Source organism: Paenibacillus sp. FSL K6-0108 (assembly GCF_045040695.1).
Classification (GTDB): domain Bacteria; phylum Bacillota; class Bacilli; order Paenibacillales; family Paenibacillaceae; genus Paenibacillus; species Paenibacillus pabuli_B.
The window spans coordinates 5265367-5282878 of sequence record NZ_CP150288.1 but is presented as its reverse complement, the minus strand read 5'-3'; the positions used below and the strand labels follow the sequence as shown (position 1 = coordinate 5282878).

Here is a 17512-nt window from a genome sequence, read left to right as displayed (position 1 = left end):
GTATCTAAAATAATGTCCAACATACTGAAGGCCTCCGAGGAATCGGAGGTTTTTTGATATGTTTTTATTTCTTCAGCGATATCCAATAGTAGATAAGAAATTAAGCACGATTGAAATATACCCATATGGGGTATATTATAAGAGTAGAAAACGAAAGTTCAAAGGAGTGCAACTCATGAAAAAGTATGCAATGATATTGCTGACTACGGTGATCACGAGCAGTCTGATGTTAAGTGGATGTGGCAAAAATGCTGGGCAGGATAATAGCAGTAGTAACAGTCATACAGCGAGCACAGGAGAGATGCACCACTCGGATTCGGGAGAATTACCGGAAGGGCTTCAGGAAAAGAAAAATCCAACATATCCTTTGGGCAGCCAGGCCGTGATGAGTACGGACCATATGGCTGGAATGAAGGGTGCAGAAGCGACCATTGTGGGAGCCTATGAGACAACAGCGTATACAGTCTCGTATACACCAACCACAGGAGGAGATACTGTGAAAAATCATAAGTGGGTCATCCAAGAGGAAATTCAGGACCATACGGATCAACCATATGCAGCAGGAGCAGAGGTTGTGCTGAACGCTGACCACATGCCAGGAATGAAAGGGGCTAAGGCAACGATTGACTCCGCTGAGCAAACGACGGTATATATGGTTGATTACACCCCGACCACAGGCGGAGATCCGGTGAAGAATCATAAATGGGTCACAGAAGAAGAATTGTCTATTCAATAATACTTTTTAAAGAATAATCAAATTCTCACTCAATTATGGGTTATACTGGAACAATAAGATTAAAGTTGCTTGAAAGGGGAATGTATATGATGGACTTCAGCAAGCCGCCCCATGCTTCCGAAACACATACACACAAACAGCGCCATGAAGAAAATGAACAACAGCTTTTAGCCGGAGGAAAAAGCATTTGGTGGGAAATCAGCAACTGGCTAATTCTCGCTGGGATACTTGCAGTGATCTTCGTATTGTTTAAGTTCGTTTTCTAGAAAAAGAAAAATATTAATACTTTAGATAAGGGCCATATTTAAAGTGGCTCTTTTTTTACGCTCGTAAATAGAAAACTTCACAGGATAACAAATGACAAAAATAAATATTTGTCATTTGTTATTTGATGTGTTAATCTAAACTCAACGGAGGTGACTTGAGGATGGTGCGGCCATCTTATTGATATGGAAAAGGACAAAAGTGCTGACTTTTTAACCAAGGAACAAATTATTGCAGCAACGCAGGAAACGCTCCGGCGCTTCGGCGTCGCTAAAACTTCGGTCACGGATGTTGCCAAATTGCTCGGGGTCAGTCACGGCACCATTTACAGACACTATAAAAGCAAGAAAGAATTGCTTGAAGGCGTGACTGCACAATGGCTAGAAGATGAGATCATCGCCCCTTTGACGACAATAACTAAGGATCGGAGTTATACCGGAGAGGGAACACGTCATCTGAAAGTATATATTGAAGCTTTAATTGCTCGTAAGCGTTACTATGCCGAATCCGATGCTGGGTTATTTGAGATGTACGCAAGGGTAACACAGGAATCCGCAGATATTATCGAGAAGCATGTGCAACATCTTGTACGTCATTTGAGTGAGATTATCCAGCAGGAAAACCAGTTCCAATTTAACAACCCGGATGTAGTTGCAAAAGGGATCCTTCAAGCTACAGCTCGTTTTCATCATCCGGCACACGCCTATGAATGGCAAAGCCCTTCAATTGATGCGGAATTTGCACAGGTGTGGTTGTTGATCGAAAAGGGATTATTACATTTGGAATAAGAGAGGGAGTAATCGTAAATGAAAAAGCTAACAGGTAAAGTAGCCATTGTAACAGGCTCATCCCGGGGGATCGGACGTGCTATTGCAGAGCAGCTCGCTGATTTGGGCGCGGATGTTGTCATTAACTACGCGAACAGTCCTGACAAAGCAGAGCAAGTGGCAAATGTTGCTCGCCAAAAAGGAGTGCGTGCCATTACTGTTCAGGCTGACCTTGCCCGGAAGGAAGATGTGGAGCGTTTATTTTCCGAAACGATAAGCCAGCTTGGAAAAGTCGATATTCTAGTCAACAATGCTGGCATTATGAAGACAACGCCTTTGGCAGATGTGACTGAGGAAGAATTCGATCAGCAGTTTGCCATCAATGTGAAAGGTACATTTTTTGCTTGTCAGCAAGCATTGAAACACATGGAGGATCAGGGCCGAATCGTTAACTTCTCCACTTCCGTAACTGGACAGATGTTTCCGGGATACAGCGTGTACGCAGGTACCAAAGGTGCAGTTGAACAGATCACCCGTCAGCTTGCGAAGGAATTTGGCTCCAGAAAAATCACCATTAATGCCGTTGCACCAGGTCCGGTGAATACCGAATTGTTTTCGGTCGGAAAGACGGAGCAACAGCTCGAAGGGCTGCGTAAAATGAATGCATTTGGTCGTCTGGGTGAGCCGGAGGACATTGCCAATGTAATCTCTTTCCTTGTCAGTGCAGAGTCGCAATGGGTTACAGGACAGACGCTGCGTGCAAACGGCGGTTTCATTTAACGATATCATGAGCGAAGTTTATTCCTTTTGACACACAACCGGGCGAATCCCCATATGATGCATTACATCAGCAAGCAAATGGAGAAATGGGGAATCCGGGATGGCAAAACCAAAAGGAAAAAAGGCTCCCGTGTTAAAGAGTGACAAACTTCGTGTATCCATGAAGTTGGTTACTTCGGATGTATGTGAGCGCTGCAAGACGCCCTGTACGCGAGGAATGGATTATGCAGCACGGATGCGAACGGATGGAGCTGTAGGCAAGGGCGTACCTTGTATATTGACTCGTCATACCTCGTAGTCAGCAGCATAATAAAATTGATCCACAAGAAATTCGTATAATTACGCATTGCCAACAACTATACTATAGGGGCGTCCTTTAACAGGGAACGCCTCTTTTTGATTGTTCCAAGGGGTGGAAAATATTTTGGATAAAAAATGAAAAATGATGAAAAACGGCGCAACTTTGTGGATGAGTCTGCAGTATAAATGTACAACAGCTAGCAGCAGGGGAGGGAATATTGACGGAATGAAATGGAAAAGAATTTTGCTGTGTGTCACGGTATTCTCCTTGCTCGGCGGGTCTTTATTGTTTGCAGATTCAGTGAACGAGAAGATTCGGGTTCTCATAAACGGCAAGGAAGCAGCTGACGGTGGTTATCTGATTGACGGAACGACCTATGTACCTGTAAGGGAAGCGGGCGGAATCGCCAGATGGGATAGCACAAACAAGAGAGTAACGGTTATCAAACCGAATGTACATATTTTTCTCTTCAAGGGAGATACCGTGTTTGGCAACGTGAACGTGGGTAAGTTGAAATTTAATGTGTTCTCACAAGTCGATAGTTTGACAACGGATATAGCTGCCGTGAAGGTGACAATTACCAACCCTAGTGGTGAGGTTAAGGATATTCAGTCCCAGGAGCTTAAGACACAGAAGGATAACTTCTGGTTCCGAACGTACGATTTTACGTATGATTTCAGCCGGGCTGGCAAGTACCAAGTCGGTTTTTATATTAAAGAAAATGCAAACAGTAGTTATGTGCTGGCAGCCGAGAAAATCATTACAGCGCTGAACGATTGAAGCAAAAATAACCTTGTCGGTTAAATTGACCTGAACCATTGAACATGTTACGATATGCAAGGTTACACAATTTCTATTTATAAAGCGAGGTATATCAATGAGCGATCACACACATGAACACGGCGATGCCTGCGGATGCGGTCAAGACCACGACCACGACCACGAGCATGAAGAAGTTCTTCTGACACTGACAGACGAGAACGGAAATGACGTGGAGATGGTTCTGGTGGAGACGTTTGACGTGGAGAAGCATGTTTATGCGCTCCTGCTGGAACGTAACAATCCTGAAGCTGACGGCATCATTCTGCGTATGGAAGAAGAAGACGAGGAAATGGTGCTCTACAATATTGAAGACGAAGAAGAGTGGACCCGTGTTGAAGCGGCGTACAACGAACTCGTTGCAAGCCAAGAATAGTCATCCTTTTGGAATAAAGCAAGAAGGCTCCTTGATCACAGGGGGCCTTTTGTTTGCTTTTTATTAGGTGTATATGCTGTTTTTTCTAGTCATAGGGACAGTGAAATAGGTGGAAAAATGCAAACGGTACAGCGATCATAAGCCCAAGGCAGGACAAGTCTGTGTGGGGAAAAAAATAAAAAGGACCAAGCATCCCGCTTGGCCCTTAGAGATCGATCAACCTCATGAAGAAATGGCTGTACTAGAAAATGGCATCTGCTTCCACGATGACTTTCACGTTGGTAACGCTACGGTCTTCGGGTCCTTTTACAGGAAGTCCAACTTCAACATGATCAATGATGTAGTCGATATTTTCCTGAGTGATGACCTCACCTGGCAGCAGAATCGGAATCCCTGGAGGATAAACGTAGATGAATTCCGAAATAATCCGCCCCGCGGATTCCTTGAAAGGAATGACTTCGGTATCACCATAGAACGCATCACGTGGAGTCAGCATCAGCTGTGGCACATCTGGAACCTTGACCACCAACTCATGGGCCGGATTCACTTGATAATACGTACGGGATAGATCCTGCAGGGCGCTCAGCAAGATTTCTACGGAATCATCCGTATCTCCCGGCGTGATGAGGCACAGAATATTATACATATCACTGAGCTCCACCTCGATTTTGTAATGCTCACGTAGCCAGTTCTCCGTTTCATAGCCTGTAATTCCAAGGTGGCGAACATGAATGGTTACTTTGGTTGGGTCGTAATTAAAGGTAGCCTCAGTGCCCAGCAGCTCTCTGCCGAAGCAATACAGACCGTCCATATCATTAATGGAGCGTCTTGCAAACTCAGCCAGATCAATCGCTTTCTGTGCCATCTGATGGCCATTCAGAGCCAGATTACGTCTCGACGTGTCGAGCGAAGCCAGCAGGATGTATGAAGTCGACGTTGAAGTCAACATACTCAAAATGGTTTGCACACGTTGTGGATTGACATATCCATTCTTCGTGTTCAGGTTAAGTACAGAACTCTGAGTCATCGATCCACCCAGCTTGTGTACACTTGTTGCAGCCATATCGGCCCCGGCGGCCATAGCTGAGAGTGGCAAATCTTCATGGAAATGAATGAGTACGCCATGCGCTTCATCCACAAGTACGGGGACTTGATAGCTATGCGCCAGTTCAACAATTTCTTTCAGATCGGTACATACGCCGAAGTACGTTGGGTTAATGACGAGCAATGCCTTGGCATCAGGATGACGCTCAAGAGCACGTCGGATCGCGCCCGTAGTGACACCGTGATCAATTCCTAGATTGGCATCCTGCGCTGGAGAGACGAACACGGGTTTCGCTCCCGAGAAAATGATGGCAGACATGACCGATTTATGCACATTTCGGGGCACAATAATCTTATCACCCGGTTCACATACGGACAAAATCATGGTCATGATGGCACTGCTTGTGCCTTGCACACTAAAATAGGTATAATCGGCTCCGAAGGCATCGGCTGCCAGAATCTGCGCTTCCTCAATGACACCGGTTGGCTGGTGCAAATCATCCAGCGGTGCGATGTTAATCAAATCTATGGAGAGGGCATTATCGCCGATAAATTCACGAAATTCGGTATCCGTTCCCAATCCTTTTTTATGTCCCGGAATATGAAATTGCACCGGATTGAGTGCCGCGTGATTTTTTAAAGCGGTAAACAGCGGCGTACGGCGGTGATCCATCAGTGCTGTCACAACCTTTCCTCATTATAATTTGTAAGAAAAACGTCTTTCGACGTAAATTCTATGAAGACATACCGCATATAGCGGATGTTTTTCCTGCGATCACGGATTTAGTTCAGCTTCGCTGAAAACTTATCATATTGTAATCTCAAACAAATTTGAGTATAGCAAATTAAGAACCGAATGCAAGCAGTATTGCTTGACAATTTTTCGAATTGCTGAGATTTGGACACATCCCCGAGGGTTACAGTAAGGATAGGAGATGGGCAAGCGAGCATCGAAAGGGGAAAAAGAATGCAAACCAATACCAAACCAGCCAAAATTCTGCGATCACCTTTTTTTATCGCCATGTGGCTAACGCTTTTTCTAGTTGAAATTATTAAAGGCGCCCTGCTGGTCGCTATTTTGCCCGTGTATATGGACAATATTCTGGGCTTGTCCGCTGGCGTGATCGGTGTGGCCTTCGCCCTTCAATATTTGGGAGATAATCTGTTCCGGGCTCCCTCAGGCTGGGCTGCAGAACGGATTGGGTTCCGCGCCACAATGGTGACGGCCCTAATTTGTACATTAGTTGCTGTAATCATGATTATATTCTTCAAAAGTGCATTTGGACTTGCTATGGCTTGTCTCATTCTTGGAGTGGGTACATCACCCCTGTGGCCTTGCGCCATGACAGGCGTGACCGCGATGTCAGGGCCGCAGAATAAGAACGGTACAGCCATGGGCGCGCTGGAGATGGCGGCTCTTGGGGGGACTGGACTTGGGCCGATCGGCATGAACTGGCTGCTGGAGCGGACACATCACGATTACCGTACCATTTTCCTGGTGTTGATGGGTGTTGCAATTCTAGTCATTCTGGTCGCCCTGATTCTACCCGGACGTGTCGTTGTTAAGGGAGAGCATGCGGAAAGTGAGACCAAGCGGGCAGATACGAAATATCCGGCTAAACCGAATATTCTTACCCCGTTCATCCGACTCAAAAATAGTGTCCAGGGCACATTGCATCGGGTACGCAGCACCCTTAATGTGAATCCGCTCGTATATCCTGCACTGTTCATGCAGTCCTTTGTTATTGGCCTGCTCAGTCCCGTGCTTACGCTATACACTCGTACAGACCTGCACATCTCGCCCAACCTGTACAGCTTGTTGCTGATAGCCGGGGGTGGCATCACGGTCATTGCACTGCTGCCTGTAGGGAAAATGGTAGACCGGTTTGGAACGGCACCGTTCCTGAACATCGGTTTTTTGATGGCAGCAGCAAGTCTGTTTGCGTTTTCTTCCATAAAGTCCATTCCTGTGGTGTTCGGCATCGTCATGCTGGTTGGCGTTAGCTATGCGATGATTCTCCCGGCTTGGAATGCGTTTGTAGCCACATTGATTCCCAAAGGAGAACGCGGAGCGATCTGGGGGTTCTTCTTGACCCTTCAGGGATCAGGCATGGTCGTAGGGCCGATTGTATCCGGACTGCTGTGGGATCACATTAGTCATCCGGCTCCATTTATCGGAAGTGCTGTCGTTATGGGCGGACTTGCCGTTGTGCACTATGTGTTATCGCGTAAACCGTATCGTACAGTTCCTGCCAAATAATGCCATTAAATCTGGTGAGATGATTTATAAGAAAAGGGGGTTCCGACAACCGTATAGGTTGTGGAGCTCCCTATTTTGTGTAGCACGGTGTATCTATTTAAATCCTGCATGTCTTATGTAGTGTTCCGTGAGAAGCCAGTTGATTCATGAAACACTAGTACTGTTCAGGCAGAATGCTGCGTACTTCCCTCAATTGGCTTCAAGTTCTTCAGCGATTGCAGTTTTGTTAAGACTTTCGTAAGATGATGGCTAAAATGGCCAAAACATGTGTACCAAACATGCCTGTGTGTCCATTATATCTCACTAAAACCGGGGGCTTGCCCCTGTGCATCTGCGGAAAGCTGCGATCCTCCGGATCAATCGGTGAAAAATAGTCAAATAACCAAGTACCCTTACATAAAATGAAGTATAAAATAGGGTAAGCCGATTGAGTAGAAGCGATTGAAGAAGAGGACCGGAGCATCTCCGGTACAGATGGAGGGAGTGCCGTGAATAAGAGTTATGAAGTTGAATATTGCAATCTGGAGCTGCGGTTCAACCGTCGGCATATCCAAAATTTGATCAAAGACCTTATTCGTGAGGGGTATTCACTATATTGGAGCGAGGACGAATCCTTTTTTATTCTGTCAGTCCGCACCGGTCGCAAACTGGTAAAGCTCCGTTTTCAACAGACGCGCAGTGGGAATTACAAGATGACGGGCGATTATATCATCAAGGACGCAAAGCTTGCGGAATGGTTGGAGAAGCTGATTGGGGATACACGCGGGCATGCCGTTGTGAAACGATTTAAGGATCAGCAGATGACCGTGGAGAACATTTTGTTTGGAGAAGTCATTCGTCTCGTTGAAGTATCCGGGTTCAAACAGCGTGTTATTTTTCAAAAGGAACCTGCGCCGACGGCGGAAGAAATGGAAGAAATGTTCCTCTCGCGCGAAGGCGAGGAGCGACTCATGCTGCTGCGCATGGAGGTGGACGATGAACTGGAGCGTCTGCATGCCGCCATTCAGATGAATAATACCGAGAAAGCAAATGCCTGTCGTGAAGTCTTAAAGCGGTTGTCAGGACACATGTTGATGCTGGAAGGCTGAAATATAACGCTGTATTTATGAAAATACGATGAACACCTCAGGCAATTGGGGTGTTTTATCGCTGTGCGACCATGGTCCGGGGTTCACTTCTATGCGTAAAACCGTTAAAATGGGGGTATTGTTGAGAATTTATTTCAATAAAATTAATTGGAGCAAAGGATGGAGGACCAGATGGCGAAACAACAGATCGGTGTCATTGGACTTGCAGTAATGGGCAAAAATTTGGCCCTTAACATTGAAAGCAGAGGTTTCACGGTATCGGTATTTAACCGTTCCCCGGAGAAAACCAACGATCTTCTGAAAGAAGCCGAAGGTAAAAACCTGACAGGCACATTCTCCATTGAAGAGTTTGTGGCATCCCTGGAATCCCCGCGCAAAATCCTGATCATGGTACAAGCCGGTTATGCAACCGATGCAACCATTGAACAACTGCTTCCTCATCTGGATGAGGGCGACATCATTATTGATGGCGGTAACGCATACTTCCCTGACACTCAACGGCGCAGCAAAGAGCTGGAAGACAAAGGCATTCGCTTCATCGGTACAGGCGTATCGGGTGGGGAAGAAGGCGCGTTGAAAGGCCCGGCAATCATGCCAGGTGGACAAGAGAGTGCGTACAAGCTGGTTGAACCGATCCTGACAGCCATTTCGGCCAAAGTCGGTGACGATCCTTGTTGTACATATATCGGACCAGACGGTGCCGGACACTATGTAAAAATGGTACATAACGGCATTGAGTATGGGGACATGCAATTGATCGGTGAGGCGTACCACCTGCTCAAATCCGTATTGAACGTTTCTGTAGAGGAACTGCACGAAATCTTCACGGACTGGAACAAAGGTGAACTCGACAGCTATCTGATCGAGATTACGGCAGACATTTTCTCCAAATACGATCCGGAAACAGGCAAACCGATGGTTGATGTCATTCTGGATGCAGCCGGACAAAAAGGAACAGGCAAATGGACAAGCCAAAGCGCACTGGATCTGGGTGTACCTTTGTCCATGATTACGGAATCCGTATTCTCCCGTTTCCTGTCTGCAATGAAAGACGAGCGTGTGGCGGCAAGCAAAATATTGAGTGGACCTGCGGTTGAAGCATTCTCTGGCGACAAAAAAGCGTTCATCGAGAATGTGCGCAAAGCGCTGTTTGCAAGTAAAATCGTATCTTACGCACAAGGCTTTGCCCAAATGCGCGCAGCTTCCGACGAGTACGGCTGGGATCTGAAATACGGCAACATCGCCATGATCTTCCGTGGTGGCTGTATCATCCGTTCGCAGTTCCTGCAAAACATCAAGGAAGCATATGACAAGGATGCAGCACTGAAAAACCTGCTTCTGGACCCATACTTCCAAAACATTGTAGAATCATACCAAGGTGCGTGGCGTGAAGTTGTAGCTGCTGCCGTAACTCAAGGCGTTCCGGTTCCTGGATTCTCCAGTGCATTGTCCTACTACGATAGCTACCGTACTGAGCGTTTGCCTGCGAACCTGCTGCAAGCACAACGTGACTACTTCGGAGCTCATACGTTCAAACGTCTGGACAAAGAAGGCAGCTTCCACCACAACTGGATGGAATAGTAGCGTATATACGCAAGTCCGTGAGATTTGGCTAAAGTGTCCTCGGGGCCTTGGCTGGAAGAAAGGCATGGACTGAAGCTTGGAAAGGGGACTTGGAGAGTCGGTTCATACCGAGAGCTCCAGGTCTCTTTTTTTATCGTATGTATGAGCTGGTCCCTACGCTTTACGAATCTTAGACGCTCTATTTCGTGGATATGAGCCTTTTCTAATCTCTAACGAACTCAGAAGGTCCTATCGAGAACAATTGGAGCGAAATTGCGCTGTTTTGAGGGTGCTTTTGCGAAATAAGTGTCCTGAGATTCGGTAGAATTTTATAATCGCTGTAATTCAAAAAATAAGCTGATCTGAGTTCGTTAATATCGTTGGGAGTTCATGGACATGCTTCGATATGCTCGGGAAGTGCTTGTGGATGCTTATAATGGAAGTCGGCCACTATGGCCTTCCCCAGTCCGAAGGGCTGTGTTATGATAGGACAAAAGTGCTCACGAATTGCTTGAATTAAAGGAGTGTACACCTTGAGCAAGTCTAACAATATTATTCTCATCGGCATGATGGGAACTGGCAAATCAACCGTGGCTGACATGCTCGCACGCGAGCTGGGTTACCGACTGATTGATGTGGACGCCGCGGTGGAGAAAGAGGAAGGATGTACGATTCCTGAGTTGTTCACAGGCAAGGGAGAGACGTATTTCCGCGATGCCGAGAGCCGCATGCTGTGTTCGGTCCTGGAGAAAAAGGCGCAGGTAATTGCAACCGGAGGCGGTGTAGTTCTGCGTTCCGACAACTGTGATGTTATGTCGAAGAACGGATGGGTCGTTGCCCTGACTGCTGATCCGGCAGTGATCGTAGAACGCGTCAGCAGTTGTGATAACCGTCCGCTTTTGGCAGGCAATGCCGAGGAACGCATTCAGACCATTATGGAGGAACGTAAGGACGCATACCGGTTTGCGCATTACACAGTGGATACAACGGAGTTATCCGCTTCTGAAGTGACTCGTTTAATTTTAGCGCATTACCGCGTCTAAGCTTGTAATTATTTCATTTCTTTTCAGTTGAAGTGTATGGATAGACTGTACACATGGGTGCAGGACGATGCATGGAATGGGAGACATTTTGCATACGGAAGAAGATATGCCCAATAATTTAAAGTCGTGAATGTGGCTATGGATCGTGGTAGATGGATATGAAAAACGGGCCGATTGGCCCGTTTGACTGACTGTAAGGGATCGGGACGCACAGTGGTTATTGAGAACAGCTACCTGCAAACTCTCCTAACCTTTTATCCCGATCCTGATGCTTTTTAGTCTTCCTGCTGCCATTGCAGCATGCCGCCAACCATATTGGTACAGCCATCATATCCGAGCTGCTGCAAATACTCACAGGCACGCTCGCTGCGGTATCCACTGCGGCAGATCAGAATAATCTCACCGGACTTTTGAATTTCGGACAGTCTGTCCGGAATCTGTCCAAGCGGGATGTGTTTGGCTCCCTCGATCATGCCTTGGGCGACTTCTTCGTCCTCACGGACGTCTATCATCTGCAGCTTCTCTCCCGCCTGCAAACGGCGGCGCAGCTCAGAAGGTTCAATTTCAGCAATTTGTGTCATATTCAGGTCCTCTTTTCTGTATGGACTTAACGCCTATAATGATACCCAAGCGATGTATGGAATGTCAATTTGGCAGTACAGCATCACCGCATGTGTTCTGTACCAGATACGCAACAGGAACATCTAACGAAGCACATTATAATCAATGAAGGAGAATTTCAACTATGGACGTTATTGTTAAACCAACCCCATCCCTGAACGGGGAAATTGGAGCTTTGTCTTCTAAAAACTACACCACACGCTATTTGCTTGCTGCTGCGCTTGCAGAAGGCACGAGTACAATCCATTACCCGGCCCACAGTGAAGATAGTGACGCTATGCGCAGATGTATCCGTGATCTTGGAGCGGTGCTTGAAGAAGATGATAGCAAAATCGTTATCCAAGGCTTCGGCAGCCATCCGCGTGATGTGCGTGAATTGAATGTAGGTAATGCAGGTGCAGTGCTTCGTTTCCTGATGGGGGTAACGGCACTTTGTCCAGAGGTTACGTTTGTAAATACGTACCCGGATTCTCTTGGCAAACGCCCACATGATGACCTGATCGATGCGCTGGGTCAGCTCGGTGTTGAGGTGCAGCACGAACAAGGTCGCTTGCCAATTACAATCAAAGGGGGTCAGGCCAAGGGTGGACATATCCGTGTATCCGGTTCGGTCAGCTCCCAGTATTTGAGCGCGTTGCTGTTTGTAACTCCTCTTTTGGCCGAAGACAGCACAATTGAAGTATTAAATGACTTGAAATCCAAAGTGGTTATTGGTCAGACGCTGGAAGTACTGGAACAGGCGGGTATCGTCATTCATGCGAGTGATGATTACATGTCCTTCCGCGTACCTGGCGGCCAAGCCTATAAACCACAAACATATACGGTTCAAGGGGACTATCCAGGTTCAGCAGCTGTCCTCGCGGCCGCGGCTGTCACCCAATCGGATGTTAAAATTTTGCGATTGATGGAACAGAGCAAACAAGGTGAGCGTGCCATTGTTGACGTTCTGCGTATGATGGAAGTGCCGCTGACGCATGAGAACGATGTGGTACATGTTCAAGGTAACGGTAGATTGAAAGCGGTGGAATTCGACGGAGATGCCGCGACAGACGCGGTTTTGGCGATGGTAGCGGCAGCTGTGTTTGCGGAAGGCACCTCACGGTTTTATAATGTAGAGAACTTACGTTACAAGGAATGTGACCGAATTACGGATTATTTGAACGAACTGCGGAAGGCAGGAGCCAACGTCGAGGAACGCCAAGCCGAGATTATCGTACATGGTCGTCCGGAAGGCGTCGAAGGCGGCGTTGAGATTAACGCTCACTACGATCATCGCGTAATTATGGCATTGACCGTTGTTGGTCTGCGTGCCAAAGAACCGCTTCGGATTCGGGATGCACACCATGTAGCCAAGTCTTATCCTCAATATTTCGATCATTTGCAGGCGCTTGGCGCCTCGGTTCAATGGGTAAAAGAGTAAAATAACACGTTAAGCAGTTGTTCAAAAAACCGCTTTTGATTACGAAGGATGCCTGGAGACATCGGTCTTTTTGAACACGCACTTTAAGCAGAAAAGGATGGTGCTTGAACATGGAATTTAACAACCCTACTCGTGAAGAAATTGGACAACTTTTACGCAAGGCAGGCAACATCGCAGTCGTCGGCTTATCGGACAAATCAGATCGCACTTCCTATATGGTAGCGGAAGCCATGCAAAGCAGAGGTTATCGCATCATCCCGGTAAATCCGCTGGTACAAGGTGAGATTCTCGGGGAGACGGTATATGCGACCCTTGCAGATATACCTGAGCCGGTAGATATTGTGAATGTATTCCGCCGCGATGAATTTTGCGCGGATGTCGCTCGCGAAGCTGCGGCAATCAAAGCAAATGTATTGTGGCTTCAGCTTGGTATCCACAGCGATGAAGCCGTACAGATTGCTGCTGAGAACGGCATGACAGCGGTAACGAATCGTTGTATCAAGGTAGAGGATTCCATCGTTCTGCGCGGTGCTGGACGCGGTTAAATCTCAATCACTAAAAAATCCCGTTAACCTCGTGTTGACGGGTTTTTTTCTGTTGTGAAATTTGGGTATAGAATAAATTACCAATAGGTTACTGTTTTGCTTTGACAAAACGTTGCGTAAAGCTTACCATCTAGGATAGAAAGGAGAGGTCGCCATGAATTGGCTCGGATCCTTGCAGCAGCTCGGACGAGCGGTAATGCTGCCTACAATGGTCCTGCCCGCCGCCGCAATTTTGCTGAGTGTTGGCAGTTTGCCCTGGGACACCTGGGGATTGAAAGTTGTTGGTGAAGTGTCTACCGTGGCCGGACACGGTATTTTTTATTTTTTGCCGTATTTGTTCGCTGTCGGTGTAGCGCTGGGACTCTCCAACCAGGCCGGACAAGCAGGACTAGCTGCGCTGGCGGGTATTGTGATATATGATCAGGTAACTCGCAATTTCGGGGATGGCACCGTTCAACCTGCGTCCTTAATCGGAATTATTCTCGGCGCACTTGCCGGGTTGACGCATAATCGCTTCAAAAGTATTAAACTGCCAGAAATCTTACAGTTTTTTGGTGGTTCCAGGTTTGTCTTGCTTATCGTTGGGCTGTGCTCAGCACTGTTCTCCTTCTTTATGTTATGGATCGCACCTATTCTGCAGCATGCATTGAACGCCATCGCTACTTGGGAATACAGTCTCGGCGGTTTTGGGCTGTTTATATATGGGGTTTTGTACAGAGTGCTGGTGGCCTTCGGACTGCACCATCTGCTGAACAATGTGTTCTGGTTCCAACTGGGGACGTATGAGACAGCAGACGGCAATATTGTACAAGGGGATTTACCGCGATTTTTTGCGGGCGATCCGACAGCAGGGTATTTTATGGCCGGGTTATTCCCGATCATGATGTTTGCGATTCCAGCCATCGCCTTTGCGATTATTCAGGAGGCAAGGGAAGACCTGAAGCCGAAAATCAAAAAAACATTTCTCACTTCCGCACTTGTTTGCTTTCTGACAGGGGTATCGGAGCAGATTGAGTTTGCCTTTTTATTTGCGGCTCCTTATCTGTTCATCGTGCATGCAGTCATGTCAGGACTTGCGATGTGGATCAGTTACTGGCTTGATATACGCCATGGTTTCTCCTATTCGGCTGGCATTATAGACTACATACTCAATTTCCATCTATCGGAGAATGCGTGGAAGCTCATACCGATTGGCATACTATATGGGTTGGTCTATTATTTCCTGTTCAGATGGGCGATTCGTACGTTCAAGATTCCAACACCAGGACGCGAAGAGGGGTCGGTGCTGGAAGATTGGGTAGGTAACATTCCTTATCAAGCTCCTCTCATTTTGGAAGCGTTGGGCGGGAAAGAAAACATTGTGCAGGTAGAGGCCTGCATTACAAGACTTCGACTCACCGTGCATAATGATCGGTTAATTGATACAGCTGCAATGAAAAGTATGGGGTCTGCAGGGCTCATCAAGCTGGGTGGCGGTAACGTACAAGTGGTATTTGGTACCTATTCGGAATTAATCCGGGAAGAGATTGCAAAGCTGCTTGAACGGGATCTGCAACAAGTTCTGTTCTGTGCTCCGGTGCAGGGCAAAATGCTGCCGATTGAAGAGGTGCCGGATCAGATTTTTGCAGCCAAGCTTGTGGGTGATGGAGTAGCCTTTGTGCCGGAAAAGGGAGAGCTGGTCTCGCCCGTATACGGAACGATTATGCACATGTATCCAACGATGCACGCACTCGGCATCTCAACCCGGGAGGGACTTGAGGTCCTGCTGCATATCGGGATCGACACATCCCAACTGAAAGGCCACTTTGAAGCCTTTGTTCAGGAAGGGGATACGGTGGAGCCGGGGCAGCTGTTAATTAAGTTTGATCTGGCTGTGTTGCGAGCCGAGGCGGCATCGCTGACGACACCGATGGTGATCACGAATCCTGATCGTGTCAAATCATGGAGCTTCGCTCCATTTAAGCAAGTGAAGAAAGGTCAGGCATCCGTTATGTCCGTGGTGCTCTATGACAGGAACGTTGGAGGGGTAGAATGAAGATACAAGGCATCAACGGCGCTGCAGGCATAGCCATCGGCAAAGCATTTGTCCTGCCCAGTTGGGAATGGGATCTGCCGGATCAGAAGATGGATTCGGTGGATCTGGCCCAAGAGTTCGAACGACTGTACGAGGGCATACGGACATCGAAGGATGAGATTGAATATATCAAGAATGAGTTCAAGGAAGTGGTTGGTCCTGAAGAGTCCAGTATCTTTGATGCGCATCTGGCCATTCTGGAAGATCCCGTATTCATGAACGAAATCCGCGGTATTATTGAACGGCAGTACAAGGCGGCAGAAGTAGCCGTCAAAGAAGCAATTGATCATTTTGTCACCATGTTTGATCTGCTTGATGATGAATACATGAAGGAGCGGGCCATTGACATCAAGGACGTGGGCAACCGTTTGTTAAAACATTTGCTGGGAGCACCGGAAATTACACTTCCATCAGATACACAGCCTTATATCCTTGTGGCTAAAGAGCTGTCTCCCTCTCAACTGGCGCATTTGAATCCAAGCCATGTACTGGGCATCGTGACCCTCATCGGAGGCAAAACGTCTCACTCTGCTATTATGGCCCGGGCCCTTGGTATTCCCCTCGTTTCCGGTTTGGAAGCGAGTCTTGGCATGCCGGTAGAGACTGGAGATATGCTCGTTGTCGACGGAGATAACGGCATCGTATTTACAGAGCCGGACCGCAAGACGATTGAGCGTTACACGATGATTCGCAGCAAACAATTGAAGAAAAAAGAACAGTTGCAGGTGCTTGCTACGGTGGATGCCGTTACCAAAGACGGCTCCGTTCTGCATCTGGCTTCTAACATCAGTTCCGTCAAGGAGCTGGATATGGCGCTGAAACATGGGGCGAAGGGCGTGGGGCTGTTCCGGACAGAGTTCCTGTACATGGACCGGGCTACGTTCCCGGGTGAGCAGGAACAGTATGAGGTCTATCGTCTTGTTGCAGAGAAGACTACTGGTCAGTCTGTAGTTATTCGTACGCTGGATATTGGTGGTGACAAGCAGCTCGACTATTTCGAACTTCCGGAAGAAGATAATCCGTTCTTGGGATATCGTGCGATTCGGATCAGTCTGGACCGCAAGGATCTGTTCAAAACACAGCTTACAGCCATTCTGCGGGCAAGTGCTGCAGGTAATGTCAAGATTATGTACCCAATGATCTCTTCGGTAGAAGAACTTCAGGAGGCCAATGAAATTCTGCGTGAAGCGATGTCTGATCTGGACGAGCGCGAATTGCCGTACGATCCGCACATTCAGGTGGGCATCATGATTGAGGTTCCGGCAGCGGTGATGATAGCCGATCTGCTTGCAGAAGAAGCTGATTTCTTCAGTATCGGTACAAATGATCTGGTTCAATATGTACTGGCTGTAGACCGAATGAATGAACAAATTGCCCACATGTACCACCCGTATCATCCTGCTGTACTGCGCATGCTGCGTGCGACCGTGGATGCGGCTCATACGGCAGGGATCGATGTCAGTGTATGCGGGGAGATGGCCGGGGACGAGCGCTCGGTTCCGCTATGGCTTGAACTGGGGATAAACAACTTGAGCATGTCTCCACAATCCTTGCTGCGTGTGAAGCACAGGATATTGAATACGACGGCTGCTGCTGCCAAAGAGGTGGCCCATGATTGCTTTACCATGAGGACAAGTGCAGAGATCGAACAGCGTCTGCAGGTTTTCAATGATTCAATGGGCAGTCCGGATGAACAGAGTGGATCGAATGCATCTTGAGTAGGTTCAATTTCAAAATAATACCTTTAAATGAAAATGTTAACTTTTGTACAATTTTGGAAAATAGTCTTATTTTCATGACAAAGCCCCGCG

17 protein-coding genes are annotated in these 17512 nt (G+C 47.4%); 15 read left to right on the top strand and 2 right to left on the bottom strand.

Features of this window, described 5'->3' with window-relative positions; translation table 11 throughout:
* Positions 1–175: 175 nt before the first annotated feature.
* From MHB49_RS24010 to MHB49_RS23980, 7 genes are all read left to right on the top strand, one after another.
* Positions 176–736, top strand: coding sequence for a YdhK family protein (locus tag MHB49_RS24010; RefSeq protein ID WP_405153266.1), 561 nt, complete (start codon positions 176–178; stop codon positions 734–736).
* An 86-nt stretch (positions 737–822) separates the two neighbouring features.
* Positions 823–1002, top strand: coding sequence for a hypothetical protein (locus tag MHB49_RS24005; protein ID WP_247898457.1), 180 nt, complete (start codon positions 823–825; stop codon positions 1000–1002).
* Between the two features lie 183 nt (positions 1003–1185).
* Entirely contained in the window at positions 1186–1788 is a 603-nt protein-coding gene (locus MHB49_RS24000; RefSeq protein ID WP_405153265.1) for a TetR/AcrR family transcriptional regulator, read from the top strand.
* Between the two features lie 18 nt (positions 1789–1806).
* Entirely contained in the window at positions 1807–2547 is a 741-nt protein-coding gene (locus tag MHB49_RS23995) for an SDR family oxidoreductase (protein WP_405153264.1), read from the top strand.
* A gap of 100 nt (positions 2548–2647) precedes the next feature.
* Complete coding sequence (locus tag MHB49_RS23990) at positions 2648–2845, top strand: hypothetical protein (RefSeq protein ID WP_405153263.1); 198 nt, start codon at positions 2648–2650, stop codon at positions 2843–2845.
* A gap of 228 nt (positions 2846–3073) precedes the next feature.
* Positions 3074–3628 (top strand): copper amine oxidase, encoded by a 555-nt coding sequence (locus MHB49_RS23985; protein ID WP_405153262.1) that lies wholly within the window; start codon positions 3074–3076, stop codon positions 3626–3628.
* Positions 3629–3725: 97 nt separating this feature from the next.
* On the top strand, positions 3726–4043 hold the full coding sequence (locus tag MHB49_RS23980) for a DUF1292 domain-containing protein (protein WP_063565566.1): 318 nt from the start codon (positions 3726–3728) through the stop codon (positions 4041–4043).
* A gap of 241 nt (positions 4044–4284) precedes the next feature.
* Here MHB49_RS23980 and MHB49_RS23975 read toward each other — a convergent pair whose 3' ends face one another.
* The gene (locus tag MHB49_RS23975) at positions 4285–5760 is read right to left on the bottom strand and encodes an aminotransferase class I/II-fold pyridoxal phosphate-dependent enzyme (RefSeq protein WP_405157228.1); all 1476 of its coding nucleotides are present in this window, start codon (positions 5758–5760) and stop codon (positions 4285–4287) included.
* Between the two features lie 294 nt (positions 5761–6054).
* Here MHB49_RS23975 and MHB49_RS23970 point away from each other — a divergent pair, with 294 nt between their 5' ends.
* From MHB49_RS23970 to MHB49_RS23955, 4 genes are all read left to right on the top strand, one after another.
* Positions 6055–7347, top strand: a complete 1293-nt coding sequence (locus MHB49_RS23970) for an MFS transporter (RefSeq protein WP_405153261.1) — start codon at positions 6055–6057, stop codon at positions 7345–7347.
* A 488-nt stretch (positions 7348–7835) separates the two neighbouring features.
* Positions 7836–8435 carry a hypothetical protein gene (locus MHB49_RS23965; RefSeq protein ID WP_247898451.1) on the top strand — a complete coding sequence of 200 codons (600 nt, stop codon included), beginning with the start codon at positions 7836–7838 and terminating at the stop codon, positions 8433–8435.
* Positions 8436–8606: 171 nt separating this feature from the next.
* Positions 8607–10016: an NADP-dependent phosphogluconate dehydrogenase gene (gene gndA / locus MHB49_RS23960; protein ID WP_405153260.1), complete on the top strand. Its 1410-nt coding sequence runs from the start codon at positions 8607–8609 to the stop codon at positions 10014–10016.
* A 515-nt stretch (positions 10017–10531) separates the two neighbouring features.
* Entirely contained in the window at positions 10532–11041 is a 510-nt protein-coding gene (locus MHB49_RS23955) for a shikimate kinase (RefSeq protein WP_405153259.1), read from the top strand.
* 275 nt (positions 11042–11316) lie between these two features.
* Here the strand turns inward: MHB49_RS23955 and MHB49_RS23950 are convergent, their stop codons facing one another.
* Positions 11317–11622: a rhodanese-like domain-containing protein gene (locus tag MHB49_RS23950; RefSeq protein ID WP_247898448.1), complete on the bottom strand. Its 306-nt coding sequence runs from the start codon at positions 11620–11622 to the stop codon at positions 11317–11319.
* A gap of 164 nt (positions 11623–11786) precedes the next feature.
* On the opposite strand from MHB49_RS23950, the gene aroA reads away from it, so the two are divergent.
* The 4 genes from aroA to ptsP all read left to right on the top strand — a co-directional run bounded on the left by aroA (position 11787) and on the right by ptsP (position 17419).
* The gene (aroA, locus tag MHB49_RS23945; protein ID WP_405153258.1) at positions 11787–13082 is read left to right on the top strand and encodes a 3-phosphoshikimate 1-carboxyvinyltransferase; all 1296 of its coding nucleotides are present in this window, start codon (positions 11787–11789) and stop codon (positions 13080–13082) included.
* A 110-nt stretch (positions 13083–13192) separates the two neighbouring features.
* Positions 13193–13627, top strand: coding sequence for a CoA-binding protein (locus tag MHB49_RS23940; protein WP_247898446.1), 435 nt, complete (start codon positions 13193–13195; stop codon positions 13625–13627).
* Positions 13628–13781: 154 nt separating this feature from the next.
* Positions 13782–15662: a glucose PTS transporter subunit IIA gene (locus tag MHB49_RS23935; RefSeq protein WP_405153257.1), complete on the top strand. Its 1881-nt coding sequence runs from the start codon at positions 13782–13784 to the stop codon at positions 15660–15662.
* Positions 15659–17419, top strand: a complete 1761-nt coding sequence (gene ptsP / locus MHB49_RS23930) for a phosphoenolpyruvate--protein phosphotransferase (protein ID WP_405153256.1) — start codon at positions 15659–15661, stop codon at positions 17417–17419. Before MHB49_RS23935 ends, ptsP begins: the two co-directional genes overlap by 4 nt.
* The last annotated feature ends 93 nt before the right edge of the window (positions 17420–17512 follow it).

What these genes read in the sequence shown, in the direction of transcription:
- MHB49_RS24010 (WP_405153266.1), top strand. Translation starts at nt 176, where the DNA reads ATGAAAAAGTATGCAATGATATTGCTGACTACGGTGATCACGAGCAGT.
- MHB49_RS23980 (WP_063565566.1), top strand. Translation starts at nt 3,726, where the DNA reads ATGAGCGATCACACACATGAACACGGCGATGCCTGCGGATGCGGTCAA.
- MHB49_RS24005 (WP_247898457.1), top strand. Translation starts at nt 823, where the DNA reads ATGATGGACTTCAGCAAGCCGCCCCATGCTTCCGAAACACATACACAC.
- MHB49_RS23975 (WP_405157228.1), bottom strand. Translation starts at nt 5,760, where the DNA reads ATGGATCACCGCCGTACGCCGCTGTTTACCGCTTTAAAAAATCACGCG.
- MHB49_RS23950 (WP_247898448.1), bottom strand. Translation starts at nt 11,622, where the DNA reads ATGACACAAATTGCTGAAATTGAACCTTCTGAGCTGCGCCGCCGTTTG.
- MHB49_RS23970 (WP_405153261.1), top strand. Translation starts at nt 6,055, where the DNA reads ATGCAAACCAATACCAAACCAGCCAAAATTCTGCGATCACCTTTTTTT.
- MHB49_RS23985 (WP_405153262.1), top strand. Translation starts at nt 3,074, where the DNA reads ATGAAATGGAAAAGAATTTTGCTGTGTGTCACGGTATTCTCCTTGCTC.
- MHB49_RS23940 (WP_247898446.1), top strand. Translation starts at nt 13,193, where the DNA reads ATGGAATTTAACAACCCTACTCGTGAAGAAATTGGACAACTTTTACGC.
- MHB49_RS24000 (WP_405153265.1), top strand. Translation starts at nt 1,186, where the DNA reads ATGGAAAAGGACAAAAGTGCTGACTTTTTAACCAAGGAACAAATTATT.
- aroA (WP_405153258.1), top strand. Translation starts at nt 11,787, where the DNA reads ATGGACGTTATTGTTAAACCAACCCCATCCCTGAACGGGGAAATTGGA.
- MHB49_RS23935 (WP_405153257.1), top strand. Translation starts at nt 13,782, where the DNA reads ATGAATTGGCTCGGATCCTTGCAGCAGCTCGGACGAGCGGTAATGCTG.
- ptsP (WP_405153256.1), top strand. Translation starts at nt 15,659, where the DNA reads ATGAAGATACAAGGCATCAACGGCGCTGCAGGCATAGCCATCGGCAAA.
- MHB49_RS23995 (WP_405153264.1), top strand. Translation starts at nt 1,807, where the DNA reads ATGAAAAAGCTAACAGGTAAAGTAGCCATTGTAACAGGCTCATCCCGG.
- MHB49_RS23990 (WP_405153263.1), top strand. Translation starts at nt 2,648, where the DNA reads ATGGCAAAACCAAAAGGAAAAAAGGCTCCCGTGTTAAAGAGTGACAAA.
- gndA (WP_405153260.1), top strand. Translation starts at nt 8,607, where the DNA reads ATGGCGAAACAACAGATCGGTGTCATTGGACTTGCAGTAATGGGCAAA.